The organism is Thermus sp. (genome assembly GCF_056332225.1).
The window spans coordinates 13,103-31,273 of the sequence record NZ_JBWGQW010000005.1 but is presented as its reverse complement, the minus strand read 5'-3'; the positions used below and the strand labels follow the sequence as shown (position 1 = coordinate 31,273).

Genomic DNA, 18,171 nt, shown 5'->3' with positions numbered 1-18,171 from the left:
GGCTTACCTGTACTGGATGCGGGGGTCCAGAAGGGCGTAGGAGAGGTCCACCAGGAGGTTGATGAGGACGAAACTCGTGGCCACCACCAGTACCCCGGCCTGGACCACGGGGTAGTCCCGGTTCAGGATCCCCTCGTAGATGTAGGAGCCGATGCCGGGCCAGGAGAAGATGGTCTCGGTCAGGATGGCCCCGCCGAGGAGGGTGCCGAACTGGAGGCCCACGATGGTCACCACCGGCAGGAGGGCGTTCTTCAGGGCGTGCTTGAGGATCACCTGGCGCTCGGAGAGGCCCTTGGCCCGGGCGGTGCGCACGTAGTCCTGGGAGAGGACCTCCAGCATGGCGCTCCGGGTGATGCGGGTGATGATGGCCAGGGGGATGGTGCCCAGGGTGACGGCGGGGAGGACGAGGTGCCGCAGGGCGTCCCAGGTCACGTGGGGCTTCCCCGCGAGAAGGCCGTCCAGGAGGAGGAAGCCCGTGAGGGGGCGGAAGTCCAGGGAGAGGTCGGTGGAGAGCCTTCCCCCCGTGGGCAGCCAGTGGAGGTTCACGGCGAAGAGGTAGACGAGGAGGAGGCCGAGCCAGAAGACGGGCATGGACACCCCCACCAGGGAGAAGGACATGGAGAGGGTGTCCCATAGGGTGTTCCGCCGCACGGCGGCGAGGATGCCGATGGGGATCCCCAGGAGGACGGCGAGGGCGGTGGCGGCCAGGGCCAGCTCGAAGGTGGCAGGCCAGCGGCGCTTCAGCTCCTCGCCCACGGGGATGGTGGAGACGGCGCTCACCCCTAGGTCCCCGGTCAGCACGTTCCTGAGGAAGGTGAGGTACTGCACGTGGAGGGGGCGGTTTAGCCCGAGCTTTTCCCGTAGCGCCTGGAGCTGTTCCGGGCTGCCCCGCTCGCCCAGGATGGCCTGGGCGGGGTCCCCGGGAATGAGCTTGAGAAAAAGGAAGACCAGGAGGCTGATCCCGAAGAGGACCGGGACCAGTCCCAAAAGCCGTCTCAAAACGTAGCTTCCCATGTTTCCGCAAGAAGCCCGGACCCCCCCTAGGGGGGTCCGGGACCAAAGGGCCTAGCGCTTCTCCACCGTCTCAAAGGACTCGGAGCCCAGGGGGCTCGGGGTCCAGCCGGTCACGTTCTTCCGCTTGGCGAGGAGGGGCTGGGAGTGGACGATGGGGATGCGGAGGGCGAGGTTGAAGGTGAGCTCGTCGGCCTGCTGGTAAAGCCGCTTGCGCTCCTCGAGGCCCGGCGTGGTGGCCGCCTTGGTGAGGAGGTCCCCGAGCTCCTTCACGCAAAGGGGCTTGCCGGCGCCGTCAAAGAGGTCGGCGATGGGGCAGGCGAAGTGGGGGTCGTAGAAGTTCTGCGGGTCGCCGTAGTCCCCGGTCCAGCCCAGCATGTAGGCCTGGAAGCCGGGGGCCTTCTTGCGGTCCGCCAGGTAGCTGGCCCAGTCCTTGGTCTGGAGCTTCACCCGGATGCCGAGGGCGGAGAGGTCGGCGGCCATGGCCTCGGCGATCTCCTTGGGGGTGGGGAAGTAGGGCCGGGAGACGGGCATGTACCAGAGCTCCAGGTCAAACCCGTTCGGGTACCCCGCCTCCGCCAGGAGGGCCTTGGCCTTCTGGGGGTTGTACTCGTAGTCCGTCACCTTGGGCGACTGGAAGGCTTTCATGGAAGGGGGGGTGAAGTGGCCGTCCGTCAGGCCCAGCTTCCCCCAGAAGGCCTGGACGATGGCCTTCTTGTTGACCGCCATGGCGATGGCCTGGCGCACCCTGGGGTCGGAGAGGGGCTTGTAGGCGGGGTTCAGGGCCAGGTAGCCCACGTTGAAGGAGGGGCGGAAGACCGCCTGGAGGTTCGGGTCGGCCTCGAGGTCCTTGAGGTTGGCGGGGGGGATGTCGGTGGTGAAGTCAATGGTCCCGGCCTTGAGGGCCGCCAGGCGGGCGGCGGGGTCCTTGATGACCTTGATGACCACCCGGTCCATCTTGGGGAGGCCCGCCTTCCAGTAGGTGGGGTTTCTCTCCAGGACGATCTGCTCCCCAGGCCGCCACTCTACCAGCCGGAAGGGCCCGGTGCCCACGGCGCTCCCCGTGGGAGAGCCGTACTTGGCCCCGTCCTTCCTTATGGCGCTTGGGCTTGCGATGCCGAAGTAGCCCGAGCCGATGGCGGCGGGGAAGGCGGGGAAGGGCTGGGTGAGGACAAAGCGGATGGTGTACTTGTCTACCACCTGGATTTCCTTCAGTAAGGAGCCCTCCTCGCCCTTGAAACCGCCGAAAAGCTCGGGCCAGATCTCGTAGCGGGCGGCGGCGTCAATGCGGGTGGGGTTCTTGGGGTCCCACCAGCGCTCCACGTTGAACTTCACCGCCTCGGCGGTGAGCTCGGTGCCGTCTTGGAACTTCACCCCCTGGCGCAGGCGGAAGGTCCAGACCTTGCCGTCTTGGCTGCTGAACCAGCTGGTGGCTAGGCCGGCCGTGACCTCGGTGCTCCCCGGCTTGAAGTCCACCAGGGTGTCGTAGATCTGGCGCTGGACGTAGATGGAGATGCCGTCGGTGATGTTGCCGGGCTCGAGGCTCACCGGCTCCCCGTTGGCCCCGAAGACCAGGGTCTTCTGGGCCGCTCCGAGGCTCATCGCAACCAGGGCGCCTATGAGGAGTTTCTTCATACCCGCTCCTTTCCGGGGCGTGCCCCTTTGGGTACAGGCGAAGTATAAGGCGCCCCCGGCAGGGGGCGCAAGCGGAGGTGGGGTCTAGCCTTCCCCCAGGTAGGCCTTCTGCACCTCGGGGTTCTGGGCCAGCTCCTTGGCGGGGCCCGAGAGGGTGATCTCCCCCGTGGCGAGGACGTAGCCCCGGTGGGCGATCTGGAGGGCCAGGCGGGCGTTTTGCTCCACCAGGAGGATGGTGCGCCCTTCCCGGTTGAGCTTTTGGATGATCTCAAAGATGAAGTCCACCAGCACCGGGGCGAGGCCCATGGAGGGCTCGTCCATGAGGAGGATGCGGGGGTTTTGCATCAGGGTCCGGCCGATGGCCAGCATCTGCTGCTCGCCTCCCGAGAGGGTACCCCCCTTCTGCTGGCGGCGCTCGTAGAGGCGGGGGAAGAGGCTATAGACCTCTTCCTTGCGCGCCTCCACCACCTTGCGGTCCTTCTCCAGGTAGGCCCCGATCTCCAGGTTCTCCTCCACGGTGAGGCGGGGGAAGATCTTCCGCCCCTCGGGCACGTGCCCCACCCCTAAGGCCACGATCTCGTGGGCGGGGAGGCGGTGGATGGGCTTACCCTGGAAGAGGACCTCGCCTTGTCTTGGCCTCACCAGGCCGCTGATGGTGCGCAAGGTGGTGCTTTTGCCCGCTCCGTTGGAACCGATGAGGGTGACGATCTCCCCCTCCTCCACCCGGAGGGAGATGCCCTTTAGGGCGTGGATGTGCCCGTAGTAGGTGTGGACGTCCCTGAGCTCCAAAAGGCTCATGCCGCACCCCCCGCCGCCCCCTTGCCCAGGTAGGCCTCGATGACCCGGGGGTTTCTCCGCACCTCCTCGGGGGTGCCCTCGGCGATCTTGGACCCGTACTCCAAGACGGCGATGCGGTCGGAGATGCGCATCACGAGGCGCATGTCGTGCTCAATGAGGACGATGGTGATGCCAAGCTCTTCCCGGAGCTTCTGGATAAACTCCTGGAGCGCTTCCGTCTCCTTTGGGTTCATCCCGGCGGCGGGTTCGTCCAGGAGAAGGAGCTTGGGCCTGAGCGCCAGGGCCCGGGCGATCTCCAGCTTGCGCTGCTCCCCGTAGGGGAGGTTCTTGGCCAGCTCGTCCTTCCGGTGGAGAAGCCCCACGTAGGCGAGGAGCCTTTCCGCCTCCTCCCGTGCCCGCCTCTCCTCCCTCCGGGCGAGGGCGGTGCGGAAGACCGCGTGGAAGTAGGGCACGCGGATGTGAACGTGCATCCCCACCAGGAGGTTTTCCAGGGCGGTCATGGCCCCGAAGAGGCGGATGTTCTGGAAGGTGCGTCCCACCCCCTCCTTGGCCACGCGGTCGGGGGAGAAGCCGGTGATGTCCTTGCCGAAAAAGAGGATCCGGCCTTCGTCGGGGGCGTAGATCCCGGTAAGGAGGTTGAAGAAGGTGGTCTTGCCCGCCCCGTTGGGGCCGATGACCGAGAAGATCTCCCCCTGGTTCACGGAAAGGCTCACCTGATTCACGGCCACCAGGCCGCCGAAGCGCTTGGTGGCGCCATGGACCTCGAGGGCCTTCATGCTTCCTCCATCTCCGCCCGATGGCGCCTCTCAGGGATAAGCCCTTCCGGGCGGAAGATCATCATGAGCACCAGGATAAGCCCGAAGACCAGCCTCTCGTACTTGGCGGGGTCCACTTGGCTTGGGATCTGGGGGAAGCTGGTGCGCACGAACTCGCTGAAGGTCTTGAGGACGTCCAGGTTGAGGATGGTGAGGGCCGCCGCCCCCAGGATGGCTCCGGGGATGGAGCCCATCCCCCCCAGGATGACCATGGCCAGGATGGTGATGGAGGCCAAGAGGGTGAAGGACTCGGGGGAGACGAAGGTGCGCTGGGCGGCGTAGATCACCCCCATGACCCCCGAGAAGGCCGCCCCGGTCATGAAGGCCAGGAGCTTGGTGGGGAGGAGGGGAATCCCCATGGAGCGGGCGGCGGTTTCGTCCTCCCGGATGGCCACCCAGGCGCGGCCGAAGCGGGAGTTGGCCAGGTTGACGTTTACCAGGACCACCAGGCCGATCATGAGGAGGACCAGGAGGTAGAAGAAGAGCTGGTAGTCCGTGGTCTGATCCAGGCGCACGCCCAGATGGGCCATGAGGCTGCGGAACCAGTCTATAGGGGGGCGCACGACGGGGGTGATGCCTTGGGGTCCGTTGGTGAAGTTGATGGGGTGGTCCAGGTTGTTGGCCAGGATGCGCACCACTTCCCCAAGGCCCAGGGTGACGATGGCCAGGTAGTCCCCCCTTAAGCGCAGGGCGGGCAGGCCGATGAGAAGGCCGGTGAGGGCGGTGGTGACGATGGCGATCCCCATGAAGAGGTACATGTACTCCCCGGGCAGGGGGAAGTTGCCCCTCATGAAGTTCCTGGCCTGCTCCGAGCCGAAGATGGCCCAGGTGTAGGCCCCCACGGCGAAGAAGGCGGCGTAGCCCAGGTCCAGAAGCCCCGCCATCCCCACCACCACGTTGAGGCCCAGGGCCATGGCGGCGTAGATGCCGATCTGGATGCCCAGCTCAAAGACGAAGGTGTTGGCGAAACCCGCGATGGGGACAGAAAGAAGGAGGATGGCCAGGCCCAGCAGGACCCGGATCCAGGTGGGGATCCTGGGCAGGGTGGTCAGGGCCACCAGGACACCCACCAGGCCGATGAGGCCCAGGGTGTTGCCGGAGCGCTGGAGACCCAGGGTAAAGGCCAGGGTGAGGAGGGCAAGGTTTAGGGCGCGGGCGTTCGGGGTAAGGCGGGCGAAGGCGGTGTAGAGGAGGGCGCCTAGGCCGAAAAAGTTGCTCAAGGCTCCTGGGGTGAAGAAGGCGAGGGCCAGGTAGCCCAGGCTTAGGGCGAGGGCGAGGGCGTTCATACCTTCTCCTTGACCACCTGCCCCAGGAGGCCCTGGGGCCGCAAGAGGAGGATGAAGATAAGGATGAGGAAGGCCACCACGTCCTTGTACTCGGTGCCGAAGTTGCCGTTCGTCAGGATGGGCAGGTAGGTGCCGAAGAAGTTTTCCAGCTGGCCGAGCACCAAGCCCCCCAGCATGGCTCCGGGGATGTTGCCGATACCGCCCAAGACCGCGGCGGTGAAGGCCTTGATGCCCGGCAGGAAGCCCACGTAGGCGTTCACCGTGGTGTACTGCAGGGCGAAGAGCACCCCGGCCACCCCGCCCAGGGACCCGCCGATGAGGAAGGTGCGGGAGATGATGCGGTCGGGGTCAATGCCCATGAGGCTGGCGGTGGAAAGGTCCTGGGCCACGGCGCGGATAGCCACCCCGAGCTTGGTGCGGTTCACCAGGTAGGTGAGGCCCACCAGCATGGCCATGGAGACCCCGATGAGGATGAGGGATTTGGTCTGGATGAAGATGGCCCCACCGAAGAGGTCAAAGGAGCCCTCGAGGTCCTCCACGGTGCGCATGCGCAGGAAGAACTCGTTGTGCCAGAGGCCCTCGATGAGGCGCACCAGGTCCTGGAGGATGAAGGAGACCCCGATGGCGGTGATGAGGGGGACCAGGCGGTTGGTGGTACCCCGCTTCCTCAAGGGGCGGTAGGCGAAGCGCTCCACCAGGATGGCCGTTCCCCCGGCCAGGGCCCCGCCCAGGAGGAGGGCGATGAGGAGGAGGAGGAAGCCGTTTGGCACCTGGGGGGCCAGGTAGCGGAAGACCTCCACCCCCACCACGGCCCCGATCATGAAGATCTCGGAGTGGGCGAAGTTGATGAGCTCCAGCACCCCGTAGACCATGGTGTACCCCAGGGCCACCATGGCGTAGACGAACCCCAGCACCAGGCCGTCGAAGATCACCTGGGGCAGGATGGAGAGGATCTGCTCTAGCAAGGGACCTCCTTTCTTCGGGCCAAGGGGGTGGCCGGAAGGCCACCCCCTCCAGGCGTCCCCTCGAGTTTACTTGGGGGCCGCCATCTCAATCACGCGGATGAGCTTGTTGTCGGCCCAGTTGCCGCTCGCGGCCACCTGCATGACGAAGTACTTGGCCTTCTTGTTGTCCCCCTTGTCGTCAAACTCGATGGTGCCGGTGAGGCCCTCCATCTTGACCTTGCGGACCTCCTGGCTCACCTGCTCCCGGGTGGGCTTCTTGCCCCCGGCGGCCTTGATGGCGTTTTCCAGGGCCATCAAGATCACGTTGGCGGAGTCGTAGGCGTAAATGCCGAAGCCCTCCATGTCCTTGCCGTACTTCCGCTTGAAGCGCTCGGCCACGGCCTTGGCCTTGGGGAAGGCGGAGACAGGGCCCGCCACCGTGGTGTAGAAGGTGCCGGCGGCGTTCTCCTTGCCCGCCAGGCGCACGAACTCGCTGGCGTCCAGGCCGTCGCCGCCCATGAGGCGGACCTTCACGCCGCGCTCGCGGAGCTGCTTCACGAAGGGCCCGATCTGGCTGTAGATGCCCCCGAAGTAGACGAGCTCGGGAACGGGCCTCGCCCCCCGGATCTGGTTGATGATGGGGGTGAAGTTGGACTGCTCCTCGGTGCCCACGAAGGCCACCGCCTTACCGCCCAGGGCCTCGAGGCGCTTCTTGAACTCCTCCGCCAGCCCCTGGCCGTAGGCGGTCTTGTCGTGGATGACGAAGACGTTCCGCACCTTGAGGTTGTTGAAGGCGTACTCCGCCCCCACGGGTCCCTGCACGTCGTCGCGCCCGCAGATGCGGTTCACGTTGGGAAGCCCGCGGTCCGTGACCCGGGGGTTGGTGTTGGCGGGGGAGACCATGACCAGCCCCACCCGGGCGTAGACCTCGCTGGAGGGGATGGCCACGCCGGAGTTCAGGTGGCCCACCACGCCCAGGATGTCGGGGTCGTTGATGATGCGGTTGGCGTTGGCCACGCCCACGTCGGGGTTGGCCTGGTCGTCGTAGGGCACCAGGACCAGGTCAAAGCCCAGGGCCTTGAACCGGGCCTTGGCCTCCTCAATGGCCAGCTCCGCCCCCAGCTTGATCTGCTCGCCCAAGGCGGCCTGGGGGCCGGAGAGGGGGGACTGGGTGGCGATCTTGATCACGTTGGCCTGCCCCAAGGCCATGCCCAAGGCAACCGCACCTGCTACCAGAAGCCCGATTTTCCTCATACCGACCTCCTTAAGCACGCGTTCGCGTTGCGGCCCTATTCTAAGGGGGGGGTAGGTGGGTTTGTCAATGCCCCGCTGTAAGTTTATTCCTGACCCAAGGGTCACCCCCCGCCCGGGGCAAGGCGGGGGGCCGGATACCCGGGGTCAGTATGTGGCCAGGTACTGGTCCAGCTCCCACTGGTGGACCGTGACCCGGTAGTCGTCCCACTCCATCTGCTTGGCCTGGAGGAAGTGGGTGTAGACGTGCTCCCCCAGGGCTTCCCGGATCACGGGGTCTTTCTTGAGGGCCTCGAGGGCCTCCCGGAGGGTCCCGGGAAGCTCCCGGATCTTGTGCTTCCGCCTTTCCCGCACGCTCATCTGGTAGATGTTCCGCTGGATGGGGGGCGGGGGGAGGAGCTTCCGCTCTATGCCGTCCAGGCCCGCGGCGGCCATGACCGCCAGGGCCAGGTAGGGGTTGGCCGAGGGGTCGGGCATCCGGAGCTCGGCCCGTGTGCCCACGCCCCGCCGCGCCGGGATGCGGATCATGGCGGAGCGGTTGGAGGCGGACCAGGCGATGTTGGTGGGGGCCTCGTAGCCGGGGGTGAGGCGCTTATAGGAGTTCACCAGGGGGTTGGTGATGGCCACCATGCCCTCGGCGTGCGCCAAGAGCCCGGCGATGAAGTGGAGGGCCGTCTGGGAGAGCTGGTACTCGGCCTTGGGGTCATAGAAGGCGTTCTCCCCGCCCTTGAAGAGGGAGAGGTGGGTGTGCATGCCGCTTCCGTTGATGCCGCGCATGGGCTTGGGCAGGAAGGTGGCGTGGAGGCCGTGGTTGAGGGCGATCCGCTTCACCACCCACTTGAAGGTGGCGATGTTGTCGGCGGTGGTGAGGGCGTCGGCGTACTTGAAGTCAATCTCGTGCTGGCCTGGGGCCACCTCGTGGTGGGCGGCCTCGATCTCAAAGCCCATGGCCACCAGGGCGTTCACCATGTCCCGGCGGGCCTCCTCGCCCTTATCGATGGGGGCCAGGTCAAAGTAGCCCGCCCGGTCGTGGGTCTCGGTGGTGGGGAGGCCCTCCGGGGTCCTGAGGAAGAGGAAGAACTCGGGTTCGGGACCGGCGTACAGGTTGTCAAACCCGAGCTTCTTTAGCCTTTCGATCTGCCGCTTGAGGACGTAGCGGGGGTCCCCCTCAAAGGGGCGGCCGTCGGGGTAGTGGACGTCGCAGATGAGCCGCGCCACCCGCCCCCGGGCGGAATCCTCCACCAGGTCGGGGAGGACGACGAAGGTGTTGTAGTCCGGCCTTAGGAGCATGTCCGACTCCTCGATGCGGGTGAAGCCCTCAATGGAGGAGCCGTCAAACATGATCTCCCCGTCCAGGGCCTTCTCAAACTGGGATTCCGGCACCTCCACGTTCTTGACCACGCCCAGGATGTCGGTGATCTGGAGCCGCAAGAACTTGACCTTTTCCCCCTTGAGCGCCTTTAAGATCTCGGCCTTGGTGTGCCCCATTTTCGCCCCCTTGCGCAACCGATCGGGCTAAAGCCGAGCTTTAGCCCGGATCTTGCCGCCGAGTGTACAAGCAAAATGTGCTTAGTGTCAAGGGATAGCCACACGCCAAGCCAAATACGCCGGAACGAATAGTCATGCGGTCCTCTTGACGCCGCCCTGAAGGTCTGAGGGTAAACTGGTCCCGGAGGTGAGGCGGACATGAAACGGCGGGAGGTATTGAAGGCGGGTATGGCCCTGGGGGGTCTGGCCGGGCTCGGCCGGGCCCTGGCCCAAGGCGGCTTCACCCTGACCCTGGTCCACACCAACGACACCCACGCCCACCTGGAGCCCGTGGAGCTCACCCTCTCCGGCAAGAAGACCCCGGTGGGCGGGGTGGCCCGCCGGATCGCCCTCTTTGACCGGCTTAGGGCCTCGAGGCGGAACCTCCTCTTCCTGGACGCGGGGGACGTCTTCCAGGGCACCCTCTACTTCAACCAGTACCGGGGCCTGGCGGACCGCTACTTCATGCACCGGGCCCTCTACCGGGTCATGGCCCTGGGGAACCACGAGTTTGACCTGGGCCCTGGGCCTTTGGCGGACTTCCTCAAGGGGGCGAGGTTCAAGGTGGTTTCGGCCAACGTGGACGCAAGCCAGGAGCCTCGCCTGAAGGGCCTCTTCGCCCCCTACGCCGTGGTGGAGGTGGGCGGGGAGCGGGTCGGGGTCATCGGCCTCACCACCCCGGACACCAAGGAGATCGCCAACCCCGGGCCCACCGTGGCCTTCCTGGACCCCTATGAGAGCGCCCAGAAGGCGGTCTACGAGCTCCTCGCCAAGGGGGTGAACAAGATCGTGGTCCTCTCCCACCTGGGCTACGGCGAGGACCTGAAGCTCGCCCGGAGGCTCGTGGGGGCCCAGGTGATCGTGGGGGGCCACTCCCACACCCTCTTGGGGAGCTTCCCCCACAAGGAGCTTTCCCCTATGGGGCCCTACCCCACGGTGGTCAAGAACCCCGAGGGGAAGGACGTCCTGGTGGTGCAGGCCTGGGAGTGGGGGAAGGTGGTGGGCCTTTTGGAGGTCACCTTCGGGGCCAAGGGGGAGCTTCTCGCCTACAAGGGGGAGGCCCTCCTCATGACCCCCGAGGCCGCTCCCGAGGACTTCTTCGCCAAGGAGGCCCTCCTGGCCTACGCCCAGCCGGTGATGGCCCTCATGAGCCAGGTGATCGCCGAGGCCAAGGTGGACCTGGTGGGGGAGCGGGCCGTGGTGCGGAGGCGGGAGAGCAACCTGGGGAACCTCATCGCCGACGGCATGCTCTGGAAGACCAAGAGCGCCGGCACCCAAATCGCCCTGCAAAACGGCGGGGGCATCCGGGCCTCCATCCCCAAGGGCCCCATCACCGTGGGCAAGGTCTACGAGGTCCTGCCCTTCGGGAACACCCTGGTGGTGATGGACCTCAAGGGCAAGGAGGTCCTGGCCGCCCTGGAGAACGGGGTCTCCCAGTGGGAGAACCAGGCGGGCCGCTTCCTTCAGGTTTCGGGCCTGCGCTACGCCTTTGACCTCGCCCGCCCTGCGGGGAGCCGGGTGGTGCGGGTGGAGGTGAGGACGGAGAAGGGGTACGTGCCCTTGGACCTCGAGGCCACCTACCGCGTGGTGGTGAACAACTTCATCGCCAACGGGGGGGACGGCTTCGCCGTCCTCAAGGAGGCCCAGGGCTACCGGGTGGACACGGGCTTCTCGGACGCCGAGAGCTTCATGGACTACCTGAAGGAGCTCAAGGCGGTGGAGGCGGGCCTGGAAGGGCGGATTGAGGTCCTGAACGAGCCCAAGGGGGAGCGCCCCGCCTACTTTGCCTACCGGGTGCCGGGGCTCGTGGGGGTGTAGCCCAAAAGGACGCCCCCCGGGGAAGCCTCCCCGGGGAGGTTTTCCCTTCTTCTTTATCCGGCTGGGGCGAGGACGAGGACCGGGTCCCCCACCCGCACCGCCCCGCCCTGAAGGACCCGGGCGTACACCCCCCGCCCCCCGTAGAGGAGCTTGGGCAGGCGGAGGTCAAACTGGGAGAGGCTCTTGCACACGGTGCAGACGTGGGAAAGCTGAAGAAGGGCCTCCCCCACCCGAAGCCTCGCCCCTGGGGGCAGGGCGTGAGGGTCCAGGTCCAGGAGGAGGTTCTCCCCCAGGGCCCCGAAGGGGAGCTCTATCCCCGCCTTCTGGGCCTTCTGGTAGGCGGGAAGCCCCGCCACCAACACCGCCCGGTCGGGGTCCTTCCCAGCGTGCCGGTCCCCTTGGGCCCCAAAGCCCGCCACGAGGGTGAGCTCCCCCACCCGGGCCTTGGGTAGCCCCGTGCCCAGGCCCAGGTGGAGGGAGATCACGCGGCCCTTCACGGCAGCTTGAGGCCCTGCCGGAGGCCGTACACCTCCCCAGGGGTCAGGGCCTTTGCCCGGGCGGCCTTGACCTCCTCAGGGGTGTAGGAGCGGAAGCCTGTGGGCTTGTCCCACCCGGCCACGTGGTTCAGGACCAGGGCCAGCTCCTCGTCGGAAAGCCAGGCGAAGCCGGGCATGACCTGGTTGTAGACCAAGCCTTTTACCCGTATCTCCCCCTGGAGGCCGAAGAGCACCGCGAGAAGCAGGTACTCCCGACCGCCCTCGGCCTGGAGGAGGCCACCCACGTGGTCCTTGAGGGGAGGGAAGTTGGGGGGGTTGCCCTCCCCCTGGGGGCCGTGGCACCCCTGGCAGTTGGCGTAGACCTGGGCTCCCGTTTTGGTTTCGGGAGGGGAGGAGGCGGCCACGGGAGGGGGTTCCGTGCCCAGGTAGGTGGCCAGGTAGTTTAGGATGGCCTCCCGCTCCTCGGCGGTGAGCTTCAGGCCCTGGAGGGTCATCTCGTCCAGCACCTTGTCCCACCGTTCCCGGGGAAGCCTCTCCCGGTCCACCAGGCCGATGTCGTGGCAGGTTTGGCACTTGGCCAGGACCAGGTCCTTGCCGGGGCCTTCGGGCAGGGTGGCTTGGCTTAGGGCCCCGTAGCCCAGAAGCCCCAGGACTAAAAGACCCGCCAAAGTGGGTAGAAGGGTCTTCTTCACGGGTTTCATCCTAAGTAAAGGTCCCCTTGGAGTGTGTGTCCGGGGGCACCTAGGCCACGGTGAAGCGGACCCGCATCACCCCGTTGTACTCGTAGCCCCGCTCGTTCCAGGCGATGTTCCCGTCCAGGGGCTGGATGCGGCCCAAGGCGTCCCAGGCCCGGGCCATGACCTCGTGTTCCCCGGGGCGTAGGTAGAGCACGGCCCGCCAGCGCACCCAGCCGAAGGTCCGCCCGGTGCGCTCCAGGGTGGCCTGGAACCAGGTGCGGCCCCCGTTGGGGGAGACCTCCACGCTGGTCAGGGGAGCGATGCCGTCGTTGAAGGCCACGCCCTCCACCCGCACGTAGGGCCCCTCCACCCTCTGGCCCTCGAGGGGGGCGAAGATGAAGCTGTTGATGGTCACGAGCCAGTTGGGGCGGGAGTTGGTGAAGGAGTACGGGTAAGGCTTGCCCGGCTCCTGCGGCAGGAAGGGGAGGTTGGCGTTGGGGATGGTGGGCACCCGGTAGCGGGGCATCTGCTCCGCCGTGGTGTTCTCGGCCTCGGTGAACTCCACCCTGGCCACCCACTTCACGTTGTTCACCCCGAAGTACCCGGGGAAGACGAGCCGCACCGGCCCTCCGTGGACGGCGGGAAGGGGTTCCCCGTTCATGGAGAGGGCCAGAAGGGCGCTTTCCAGGGCGTGGATGGGCACGGAGCGGACGAACTCGGCAGCGTTCCCCTGGCGGCTGGCGTGGGCGGTGATGTAAAGGGCCTTTTCCCCCAGCTTCACCCCCTTGGCCTGCAGGAGGTCCTTGAGGCGCACTCCCCGGAAGGTAACGTTGCCCACGCCTCCCCGTTTCCAGGGATTGCCGGAGGTCCTGGGCTGGAAGAGGCTCCGCCCGTTGCCCGAGCACTGGAGGACCATGGTCACCTCGCTTTGGGGGAGGGCGAGGAGCTCCTTGGCCTCCACGGTGAAGGGTTTGTCCAGGAGACCGGCGAACTCTATTTGCCAGCCCTCGAGGCCTACCCCTTCCACGGTGTTGTAGCCGGGGAGGTCCACGTTGTTGCGGATGTAGAGGTTCTCCTTGGAGGTGCGCTCCGGCTCGCTGACCAGAATCTCGTAAGGCGTTTCCAGGACGACGGGGCGCTGGGAGAGGACGAGGAGCTTTGGGTTTTTGCCCTTTACCAGCTGGTTGGCGCTTGGGGCCTGCTGCGCAAGACCCCGGCCCCCCGCCGCCAGAAGGGCGGCCCCTACGCCCATGAGCTTTAGCGTTTGCCTCCGGTCCATCTTCTCCATATGGCTACCTCCGCTGGGTGAGGAGTTTTTCCCCTCTAAGAGGGAGGTTAACCCAAGGCGCTATGCCCGTCAAGCCAGGGGTATAGGGACTTTTGTCCCCAATAGAGGCGGTCCCCTCGAGGGCGGCAGGTGGAAGTATGGCGGGGCCCGGGGGCGGGCGCGTAACATGGAAGGCGTGCTGAAGGGCGAAGGCCCGGGTCCCCTACCCCCCCTCCTCCAGCAGTACGTGGAGCTGAGGGACCGTTACCCCGACTACCTTCTCCTCTTCCAGGTGGGGGACTTCTACGAGTGCTTCGGGGAGGACGCGGAGCGCCTCGCCCGCGCCCTCGGCCTGGTGCTCACCCACAAGACCAGCAAGGACTTCACCACCCCCATGGCGGGGATCCCCATAAGGGCCTTTGACGCCTACGCCGAGAGGCTCCTCAAGATGGGCTTCCGCCTGGCGGTGGCGGACCAGGTGGAGCCCGCCGAGGAGGCGGAAGGCCTGGTGCGGCGGGAGGTGACCCAGCTTCTCACCCCGGGGACCCTCACCCAGGAGGCCCTCCTTCCCCGGGAGGCCAACTACCTGGCCGCCGTCGCCACGGGGGACGGGTGGGGGCTGGCCTTTTTGGACGTCTCCACGGGGGAGTTCAAGGGGACGCTCCTCAAGAGCAAAAGCGCCCTATACGAGGAGCTTTTCCGCCACCGGCCCGCCGAGGTCCTCCTCGCCCCGGAGCTTCGGGAAAACGGGGCCTTCCTGGAGGAGTTCCGCAAGCGCTTTCCCGTGATGCTCTCCGAGGCCCCCTTCGCGCCGGAAGGGGAGGGGCCCTTGGCCCTGAGGCGGGCCCAGGGGGCGCTCCTCGCCTACGCCCGGGCCACCCAGGGGGGGGCCTTGAGCGTGCGGCCCTTCCGCCTCTACGACCCCGGGGCCTTCGTGCGCCTGCCCGAGGCGAGCCTGAAGGCCCTCGAGGTCTTTGAACCCCTAAGGGGGCAGGACACCCTCTTCTCCGTGCTGGACGAGACCAGGACCGCGCCCGGCCGCAGGCTCCTCCAGGCCTGGCTCCGCCACCCCCTCCTGGAAAGGGGCCCCCTGGAGGCGAGGCTTGACCGGGTGGAGCGCTTCGTGCGGGAGGGGGCCCTGAGGGAGGGGGTGCGGCGGCTCCTCTTCCGCCTCGCGGATTTGGAGCGCCTGGCCACCCGGCTTGAGCTCGGCCGGGCGAGCCCCAAAGACCTCGCCGCCCTCCGCCGGAGCCTGGAGATCCTCCCCGAGCTTGGGGGCCTTTTGGGGGAGGAGGCGGGGCTTCCCGACCTCTCGGCCCTGCTTGAGGAGCTCAGGGTGGCTCTGGTGGAGGACCCGCCCCTCAAGGTCTCCGAGGGGGGGCTCATCCGGGAGGGGTACGACCCCGACCTGGACGCCCTGAGGCGGGCCCACGCCGAGGGGGTGGCCTACTTTCTGGACCTCGAGGCCCGGGAGAAGGAGAGGACGGGCATCCCCACCCTCAAGGTGGGGTACAACGCCGTCTTCGGCTACTACCTGGAGGTGACCCGCCCCTACTACGAAGAGGTGCCCAAGGAGTACCGCCCCGTCCAGACCCTCAAGGACCGGCAGCGCTACACCCTGCCGGAGATGAAGGAGCGGGAGCGGGAGCTCTACCGCCTCGAGGCCCTGATCAAGAGGCGGGAGGAGGAGGTCTTCCTCGCCCTCAGGGAGAGGGCGAGGAAGGAGGCGGAGGCCTTGAGGGAGGCCGCCCGCATCCTCGCCGAGCTGGACGTCTTTGCCGCCCTCGCCGAGGTGGCGGTGCGCTACGGCTACACCCGGCCCCGCTTCGGGGAGAGGCTTCGCATAAGGGCGGGGCGCCACCCGGTGGTGGAGCGCCGCGCGGAGTTCGTCCCCAACGACCTGGAGATGGCCCACGAGCTCGTCCTCGTCACCGGGCCCAACATGGCGGGGAAGAGCACCTTCCTGCGCCAGACCGCCCTCATCGCCCTCCTCGCCCAGATCGGGAGCTTCGTGCCCGCGGAGGAGGCCCATCTTCCCCTCTTTGACGGCATCTACACGAGGATCGGGGCCTCCGACGACCTCGCCGGGGGGAAGAGCACCTTCATGGTGGAGATGGAGGAGGTGGCCCTCGTCCTCAAGGAGGCCACGGAGAGGAGCCTGGTCCTCCTAGACGAGGTGGGCCGGGGCACGAGCAGCCTGGACGGGGTGGCCATCGCCACCGCCTTGGCCGAGGCCCTGCACGAGCGGCGGTGCTACGCCCTCTTCGCCACCCACTACTTTGAGCTCACCGCCCTCGCCCTCCCCCGGCTCAAGAACCTGCACGTGGCCGCCAAGGAGGAGGCGGGGGGGCTCGTCTTCTACCACCAGGTCCTTCCCGGGCCCGCCTCCAAGAGCTACGGGGTGGAGGTGGCGGCCCTGGCGGGCCTGCCGGAGGGGGTGGTGGCCCGGGCCAAGGCCCTCCTCCAGGCCATGGCCGCGAGGCGGGAGGGCGCCCTGGAGGAGGTCTTGGAGCGCCTCCTCGCCCTAGACCCCGACCGCCTCACCCCCCTCGAGGCCCTGAGGCTCCTCCACGAGCTACGGGCCTTGGCCCTCGGCGCCCCCTTGGGTAGCATGAAGGGGTGATCCGCCCCCTGCCCCCGGAGCTTAGGGGCCTCCTCGCCCGGGGAGAGGTCCTCCTTTCCGTGCGGGACGCCGTGCGGGAGCTCTTGGAAAACGCCCTGGACGCGGGGGCCAGGAGGGTGCGGGTGGAGCTCTTGGGCGGGGGGCTGGAAAGGCTCGTGGTGGAGGACGACGGGGAAGGGATTCCCCTGGAAGACCTCCCCCTCGCCGTGGAGCCCTTCTCCACCAGCAAGCTCCAGGACCCCGGGAGGATCCGCACCCTGGGCTTCCGCGGCCAGGCCCTCTACGCCCTGAGGCAGGCGGCCACGCTCAAGATCCGCTCCCGGCCCCGGAAGCAGCTTGGCGGCGGCCTCCTTTGGGTGAAGGGGGAGCGGGTGGAGGTGAAGGAGGGCCCCGCCCCCCCAGGTACCCGGGTGGAGGTCCTGGGCCTCTTCGGGGGCGAGGGACGGGACCCCAAAGGGGAGGTCCGGGGGGTTTTGGAGCTCTTCAGGCGCTACCTCCTCCACCACCCCCACCTCTCCCTGGCCCTTTTCGTGGAGGGGGAGGCGAGGCTCCTCTTCCCGGGGGCGGGGCTTGTGGAGGCGGCCCGGCTTGCCTTCGGTAGGGTCTTGGCGGAGAGGCTTTTCCCCGTGGAGGCCGAGGCGGGGGAGTGGGCCCTGGTGGGGCTCCTTTCCGGCCCCCAGGTTTCCCGCGCCCGGGAAGACGCCCTCTTCCTTTCGGTGAACGGCCGCCCCGTGGCCTTTCCTCCAGGGCTTCTCAAGGCCGTGCGCCGGGCCTACCGGGAGCTCCTCCCCGAGGGGCATTTCCCCGTGGGGGTCCTAAACCTCAGGCTTCCCCCTTCCGCCTTCCGCCTCCGCTTGGATGCCCGCAAGGAGGAGGTTTCCCTGGAGCCCGAGGCGGAGGCCTTCGTGGAGGAAGCCCTTAGGGAGGCCCTGGGCCGGAAAAACCTGGCCCGCCTCCTCCCCGACCCCAAGCCCCTTCTTCCCCTCCCCCCGCCCACCCCTTCCGGCCTTCCCCGGCTCCGCTTCCTCGCCCAGTTCCGGGAGAGCTACCTCCTGGCGGAGGGGGAGGGCACCCTCTACATCGTGGACCAGCACGCCGCCCACGAGCGGGTGCTCTTTGAGGAGCTCAGGCGGCGCCTTCAGGCCGAGGGCCTGGCCCCTCTCCCGTACCCGGTTTTGGTGGAGCTCTCTCCCGGAGAGGCGGAGCGCCTGGGCCAGGGGATGGAGGGGCGGCTCTTCGCCTACGAGCCCTTCGGGCCCCTGAGGGTCCGCCTTCTGGAGGCGCCTCCTTTTCTCCACCCCTACCCCCTTTTGCTCCCCGAGGTCTTCAAGGAGGCCCTGCGGGGCGAGGGAGGGAGCCTTCGGGGGCTTCTCGCCCGGCTCGCCTGCCTGCCCGCCCTCAAGGCGGGCCACCCCTTGGGGCAGGCCCAGGGCCAGGCCCTGCTGGACGCCCTCCTCGCCTGCGAGACCCCCTGGGTCTGCCCCCATGGGAGGCCGGTGCTCTTGGCCCTCACCGAGGAGGACCTCATCCGCCGCTTTGGGCGCCGCTCGGGGGCCCGGGGAGGAGAAGAATCCCGTCCTCGTCGGCTAGGAGAAAGCTTCCCGGAAGCACCCGCGCCCCGAGAACCGTAAGGGGCGCGTCCACCTCTCCCTTGCCCTCCTTGGCGCTTTTTTTGGGGGTGGCGGCCAGGGCCAGGATGCCGATGGGGACCTCCCTGAGTTCCTCCGTGTCCCGCACCGCCCCGTGGACCACCACCCCGGCCCACCCCTTTTCCCAGGCCAGGCGGGCCAGGTTGCCCCCGAGGAGGGCCGTGCGCAAAGAGCCTTTTCCGTCCACGAAGAGGACCTGGCCTTCTCCTCTCTCCTCCAGGACCTTGCGCACCAAGGCGTTGTCCTCAAAGACCTCGAGGGTCCTGACCCGCCCCGCGAAACGGGCCCTGCCGCCAAAGTTTTTGAAGACCATGGGGAGGGCTTCCCCTTCCGGGTAGAGGTCCGAGAGGTCCGTGGTCCTGGTTTCCATGGG

15 protein-coding genes are annotated in these 18,171 nt (G+C 67.6%); 3 read left to right on the top strand and 12 right to left on the bottom strand.

The features are described 5' to 3' along the window. Positions 1-3: 3 nt before the first annotated feature. The 8 genes from AC01Y6_RS02030 to glnA all read right to left on the bottom strand — a co-directional run bounded on the left by AC01Y6_RS02030 (position 4) and on the right by glnA (position 9,228). On the bottom strand, positions 4-1,014 hold the full coding sequence (locus tag AC01Y6_RS02030) for an ABC transporter permease (RefSeq protein ID WP_476670007.1): 1,011 nt from the start codon (positions 1,012-1,014) through the stop codon (positions 4-6). Between the two features lie 51 nt (positions 1,015-1,065). Then, a complete protein-coding gene (locus AC01Y6_RS02025; protein ID WP_428720389.1) occupies positions 1,066-2,646 on the bottom strand; it encodes an ABC transporter substrate-binding protein in 1,581 nt (526 codons plus the stop codon). Positions 2,647-2,730: 84 nt separating this feature from the next. Beyond that, positions 2,731-3,444, bottom strand: coding sequence for an ABC transporter ATP-binding protein (locus AC01Y6_RS02020; RefSeq protein WP_347241930.1), 714 nt, complete (start codon positions 3,442-3,444; stop codon positions 2,731-2,733). Continuing rightward, positions 3,441-4,220, bottom strand: a complete 780-nt coding sequence (locus AC01Y6_RS02015; protein WP_428715873.1) for an ABC transporter ATP-binding protein — start codon at positions 4,218-4,220, stop codon at positions 3,441-3,443. The genes AC01Y6_RS02020 and AC01Y6_RS02015 overlap by 4 nt, the downstream gene beginning before the upstream one ends. Beyond that, the gene (locus AC01Y6_RS02010) at positions 4,217-5,545 is read right to left on the bottom strand and encodes a branched-chain amino acid ABC transporter permease (protein WP_476670006.1); all 1,329 of its coding nucleotides are present in this window, start codon (positions 5,543-5,545) and stop codon (positions 4,217-4,219) included. The genes AC01Y6_RS02015 and AC01Y6_RS02010 overlap by 4 nt, the downstream gene beginning before the upstream one ends. Next, entirely contained in the window at positions 5,542-6,510 is a 969-nt protein-coding gene (locus tag AC01Y6_RS02005; RefSeq protein WP_476670004.1) for a branched-chain amino acid ABC transporter permease, read from the bottom strand. The genes AC01Y6_RS02010 and AC01Y6_RS02005 overlap by 4 nt, the downstream gene beginning before the upstream one ends. Before the next feature lie 66 nt (positions 6,511-6,576). Beyond that, positions 6,577-7,743, bottom strand: coding sequence for a branched-chain amino acid ABC transporter substrate-binding protein (locus tag AC01Y6_RS02000; protein WP_476670002.1), 1,167 nt, complete (start codon positions 7,741-7,743; stop codon positions 6,577-6,579). Positions 7,744-7,887: 144 nt separating this feature from the next. Further along, entirely contained in the window at positions 7,888-9,228 is a 1,341-nt protein-coding gene (gene glnA / locus AC01Y6_RS01995) for a type I glutamate--ammonia ligase (protein ID WP_428720392.1), read from the bottom strand. 198 nt (positions 9,229-9,426) lie between these two features. Between glnA and AC01Y6_RS01990 the strand changes: the two genes are divergently transcribed. Further along, positions 9,427-11,085 (top strand): bifunctional metallophosphatase/5'-nucleotidase, encoded by a 1,659-nt coding sequence (locus AC01Y6_RS01990; protein WP_476670000.1) that lies wholly within the window; start codon positions 9,427-9,429, stop codon positions 11,083-11,085. A 53-nt stretch (positions 11,086-11,138) separates the two neighbouring features. Here the strand turns inward: AC01Y6_RS01990 and AC01Y6_RS01985 are convergent, their stop codons facing one another. The 3 genes from AC01Y6_RS01985 to AC01Y6_RS01975 are packed head-to-tail and all read right to left on the bottom strand — an operon-like array spanning position 11,139 to position 13,547. Continuing rightward, the gene (locus AC01Y6_RS01985) at positions 11,139-11,582 is read right to left on the bottom strand and encodes an MOSC domain-containing protein (protein ID WP_476669998.1); all 444 of its coding nucleotides are present in this window, start codon (positions 11,580-11,582) and stop codon (positions 11,139-11,141) included. Continuing rightward, on the bottom strand, positions 11,579-12,283 hold the full coding sequence (locus AC01Y6_RS01980; protein ID WP_476669996.1) for a c-type cytochrome: 705 nt from the start codon (positions 12,281-12,283) through the stop codon (positions 11,579-11,581). Before AC01Y6_RS01980 ends, AC01Y6_RS01985 begins: the two co-directional genes overlap by 4 nt. A gap of 40 nt (positions 12,284-12,323) precedes the next feature. Continuing rightward, positions 12,324-13,547, bottom strand: coding sequence for a sulfite oxidase (locus tag AC01Y6_RS01975; RefSeq protein WP_476669995.1), 1,224 nt, complete (start codon positions 13,545-13,547; stop codon positions 12,324-12,326). Positions 13,548-13,713: 166 nt separating this feature from the next. Here AC01Y6_RS01975 and mutS point away from each other — a divergent pair, with 166 nt between their 5' ends. Both mutS and mutL read left to right on the top strand, forming a co-directional pair. Next, positions 13,714-16,149, top strand: a complete 2,436-nt coding sequence (gene mutS, locus AC01Y6_RS01970; protein ID WP_476669994.1) for a DNA mismatch repair protein MutS — start codon at positions 13,714-13,716, stop codon at positions 16,147-16,149. Further along, positions 16,146-17,780: a DNA mismatch repair endonuclease MutL gene (mutL, locus tag AC01Y6_RS01965; RefSeq protein WP_476669992.1), complete on the top strand. Its 1,635-nt coding sequence runs from the start codon at positions 16,146-16,148 to the stop codon at positions 17,778-17,780. The genes mutS and mutL overlap by 4 nt, the downstream gene beginning before the upstream one ends. Here mutL and rraA read toward each other — a convergent pair. Next, a complete protein-coding gene (rraA, locus tag AC01Y6_RS01960; RefSeq protein ID WP_476669991.1) occupies positions 17,674-18,168 on the bottom strand; it encodes a ribonuclease E activity regulator RraA in 495 nt (164 codons plus the stop codon). The two genes, mutL and rraA, sit on opposite strands and share 107 nt — an antisense overlap. Positions 18,169-18,171 lie beyond the last annotated feature (3 nt).

Bases quoted from the DNA above. Each gene is read 5' to 3' on its own strand.
- AC01Y6_RS01990 (WP_476670000.1), top strand. From the start codon at position 9,427: ATGAAACGGCGGGAGGTATTGAAGGCGGGTATGGCCCTGGGGGGTCTG.
- mutS (WP_476669994.1), top strand. From the start codon at position 13,714: ATGGAAGGCGTGCTGAAGGGCGAAGGCCCGGGTCCCCTACCCCCCCTC.
- rraA (WP_476669991.1), bottom strand. From the start codon at position 18,168: ATGGAAACCAGGACCACGGACCTCTCGGACCTCTACCCGGAAGGGGAA.
- AC01Y6_RS02010 (WP_476670006.1), bottom strand. From the start codon at position 5,545: ATGAACGCCCTCGCCCTCGCCCTAAGCCTGGGCTACCTGGCCCTCGCC.
- AC01Y6_RS02020 (WP_347241930.1), bottom strand. From the start codon at position 3,444: ATGAGCCTTTTGGAGCTCAGGGACGTCCACACCTACTACGGGCACATC.
- AC01Y6_RS02030 (WP_476670007.1), bottom strand. From the start codon at position 1,014: ATGGGAAGCTACGTTTTGAGACGGCTTTTGGGACTGGTCCCGGTCCTC.
- AC01Y6_RS02025 (WP_428720389.1), bottom strand. From the start codon at position 2,646: ATGAAGAAACTCCTCATAGGCGCCCTGGTTGCGATGAGCCTCGGAGCG.
- AC01Y6_RS02015 (WP_428715873.1), bottom strand. From the start codon at position 4,220: ATGAAGGCCCTCGAGGTCCATGGCGCCACCAAGCGCTTCGGCGGCCTG.
- AC01Y6_RS01980 (WP_476669996.1), bottom strand. From the start codon at position 12,283: ATGAAACCCGTGAAGAAGACCCTTCTACCCACTTTGGCGGGTCTTTTA.
- glnA (WP_428720392.1), bottom strand. From the start codon at position 9,228: ATGGGGCACACCAAGGCCGAGATCTTAAAGGCGCTCAAGGGGGAAAAG.
- AC01Y6_RS01975 (WP_476669995.1), bottom strand. From the start codon at position 13,547: ATGGAGAAGATGGACCGGAGGCAAACGCTAAAGCTCATGGGCGTAGGG.
- AC01Y6_RS02000 (WP_476670002.1), bottom strand. From the start codon at position 7,743: ATGAGGAAAATCGGGCTTCTGGTAGCAGGTGCGGTTGCCTTGGGCATG.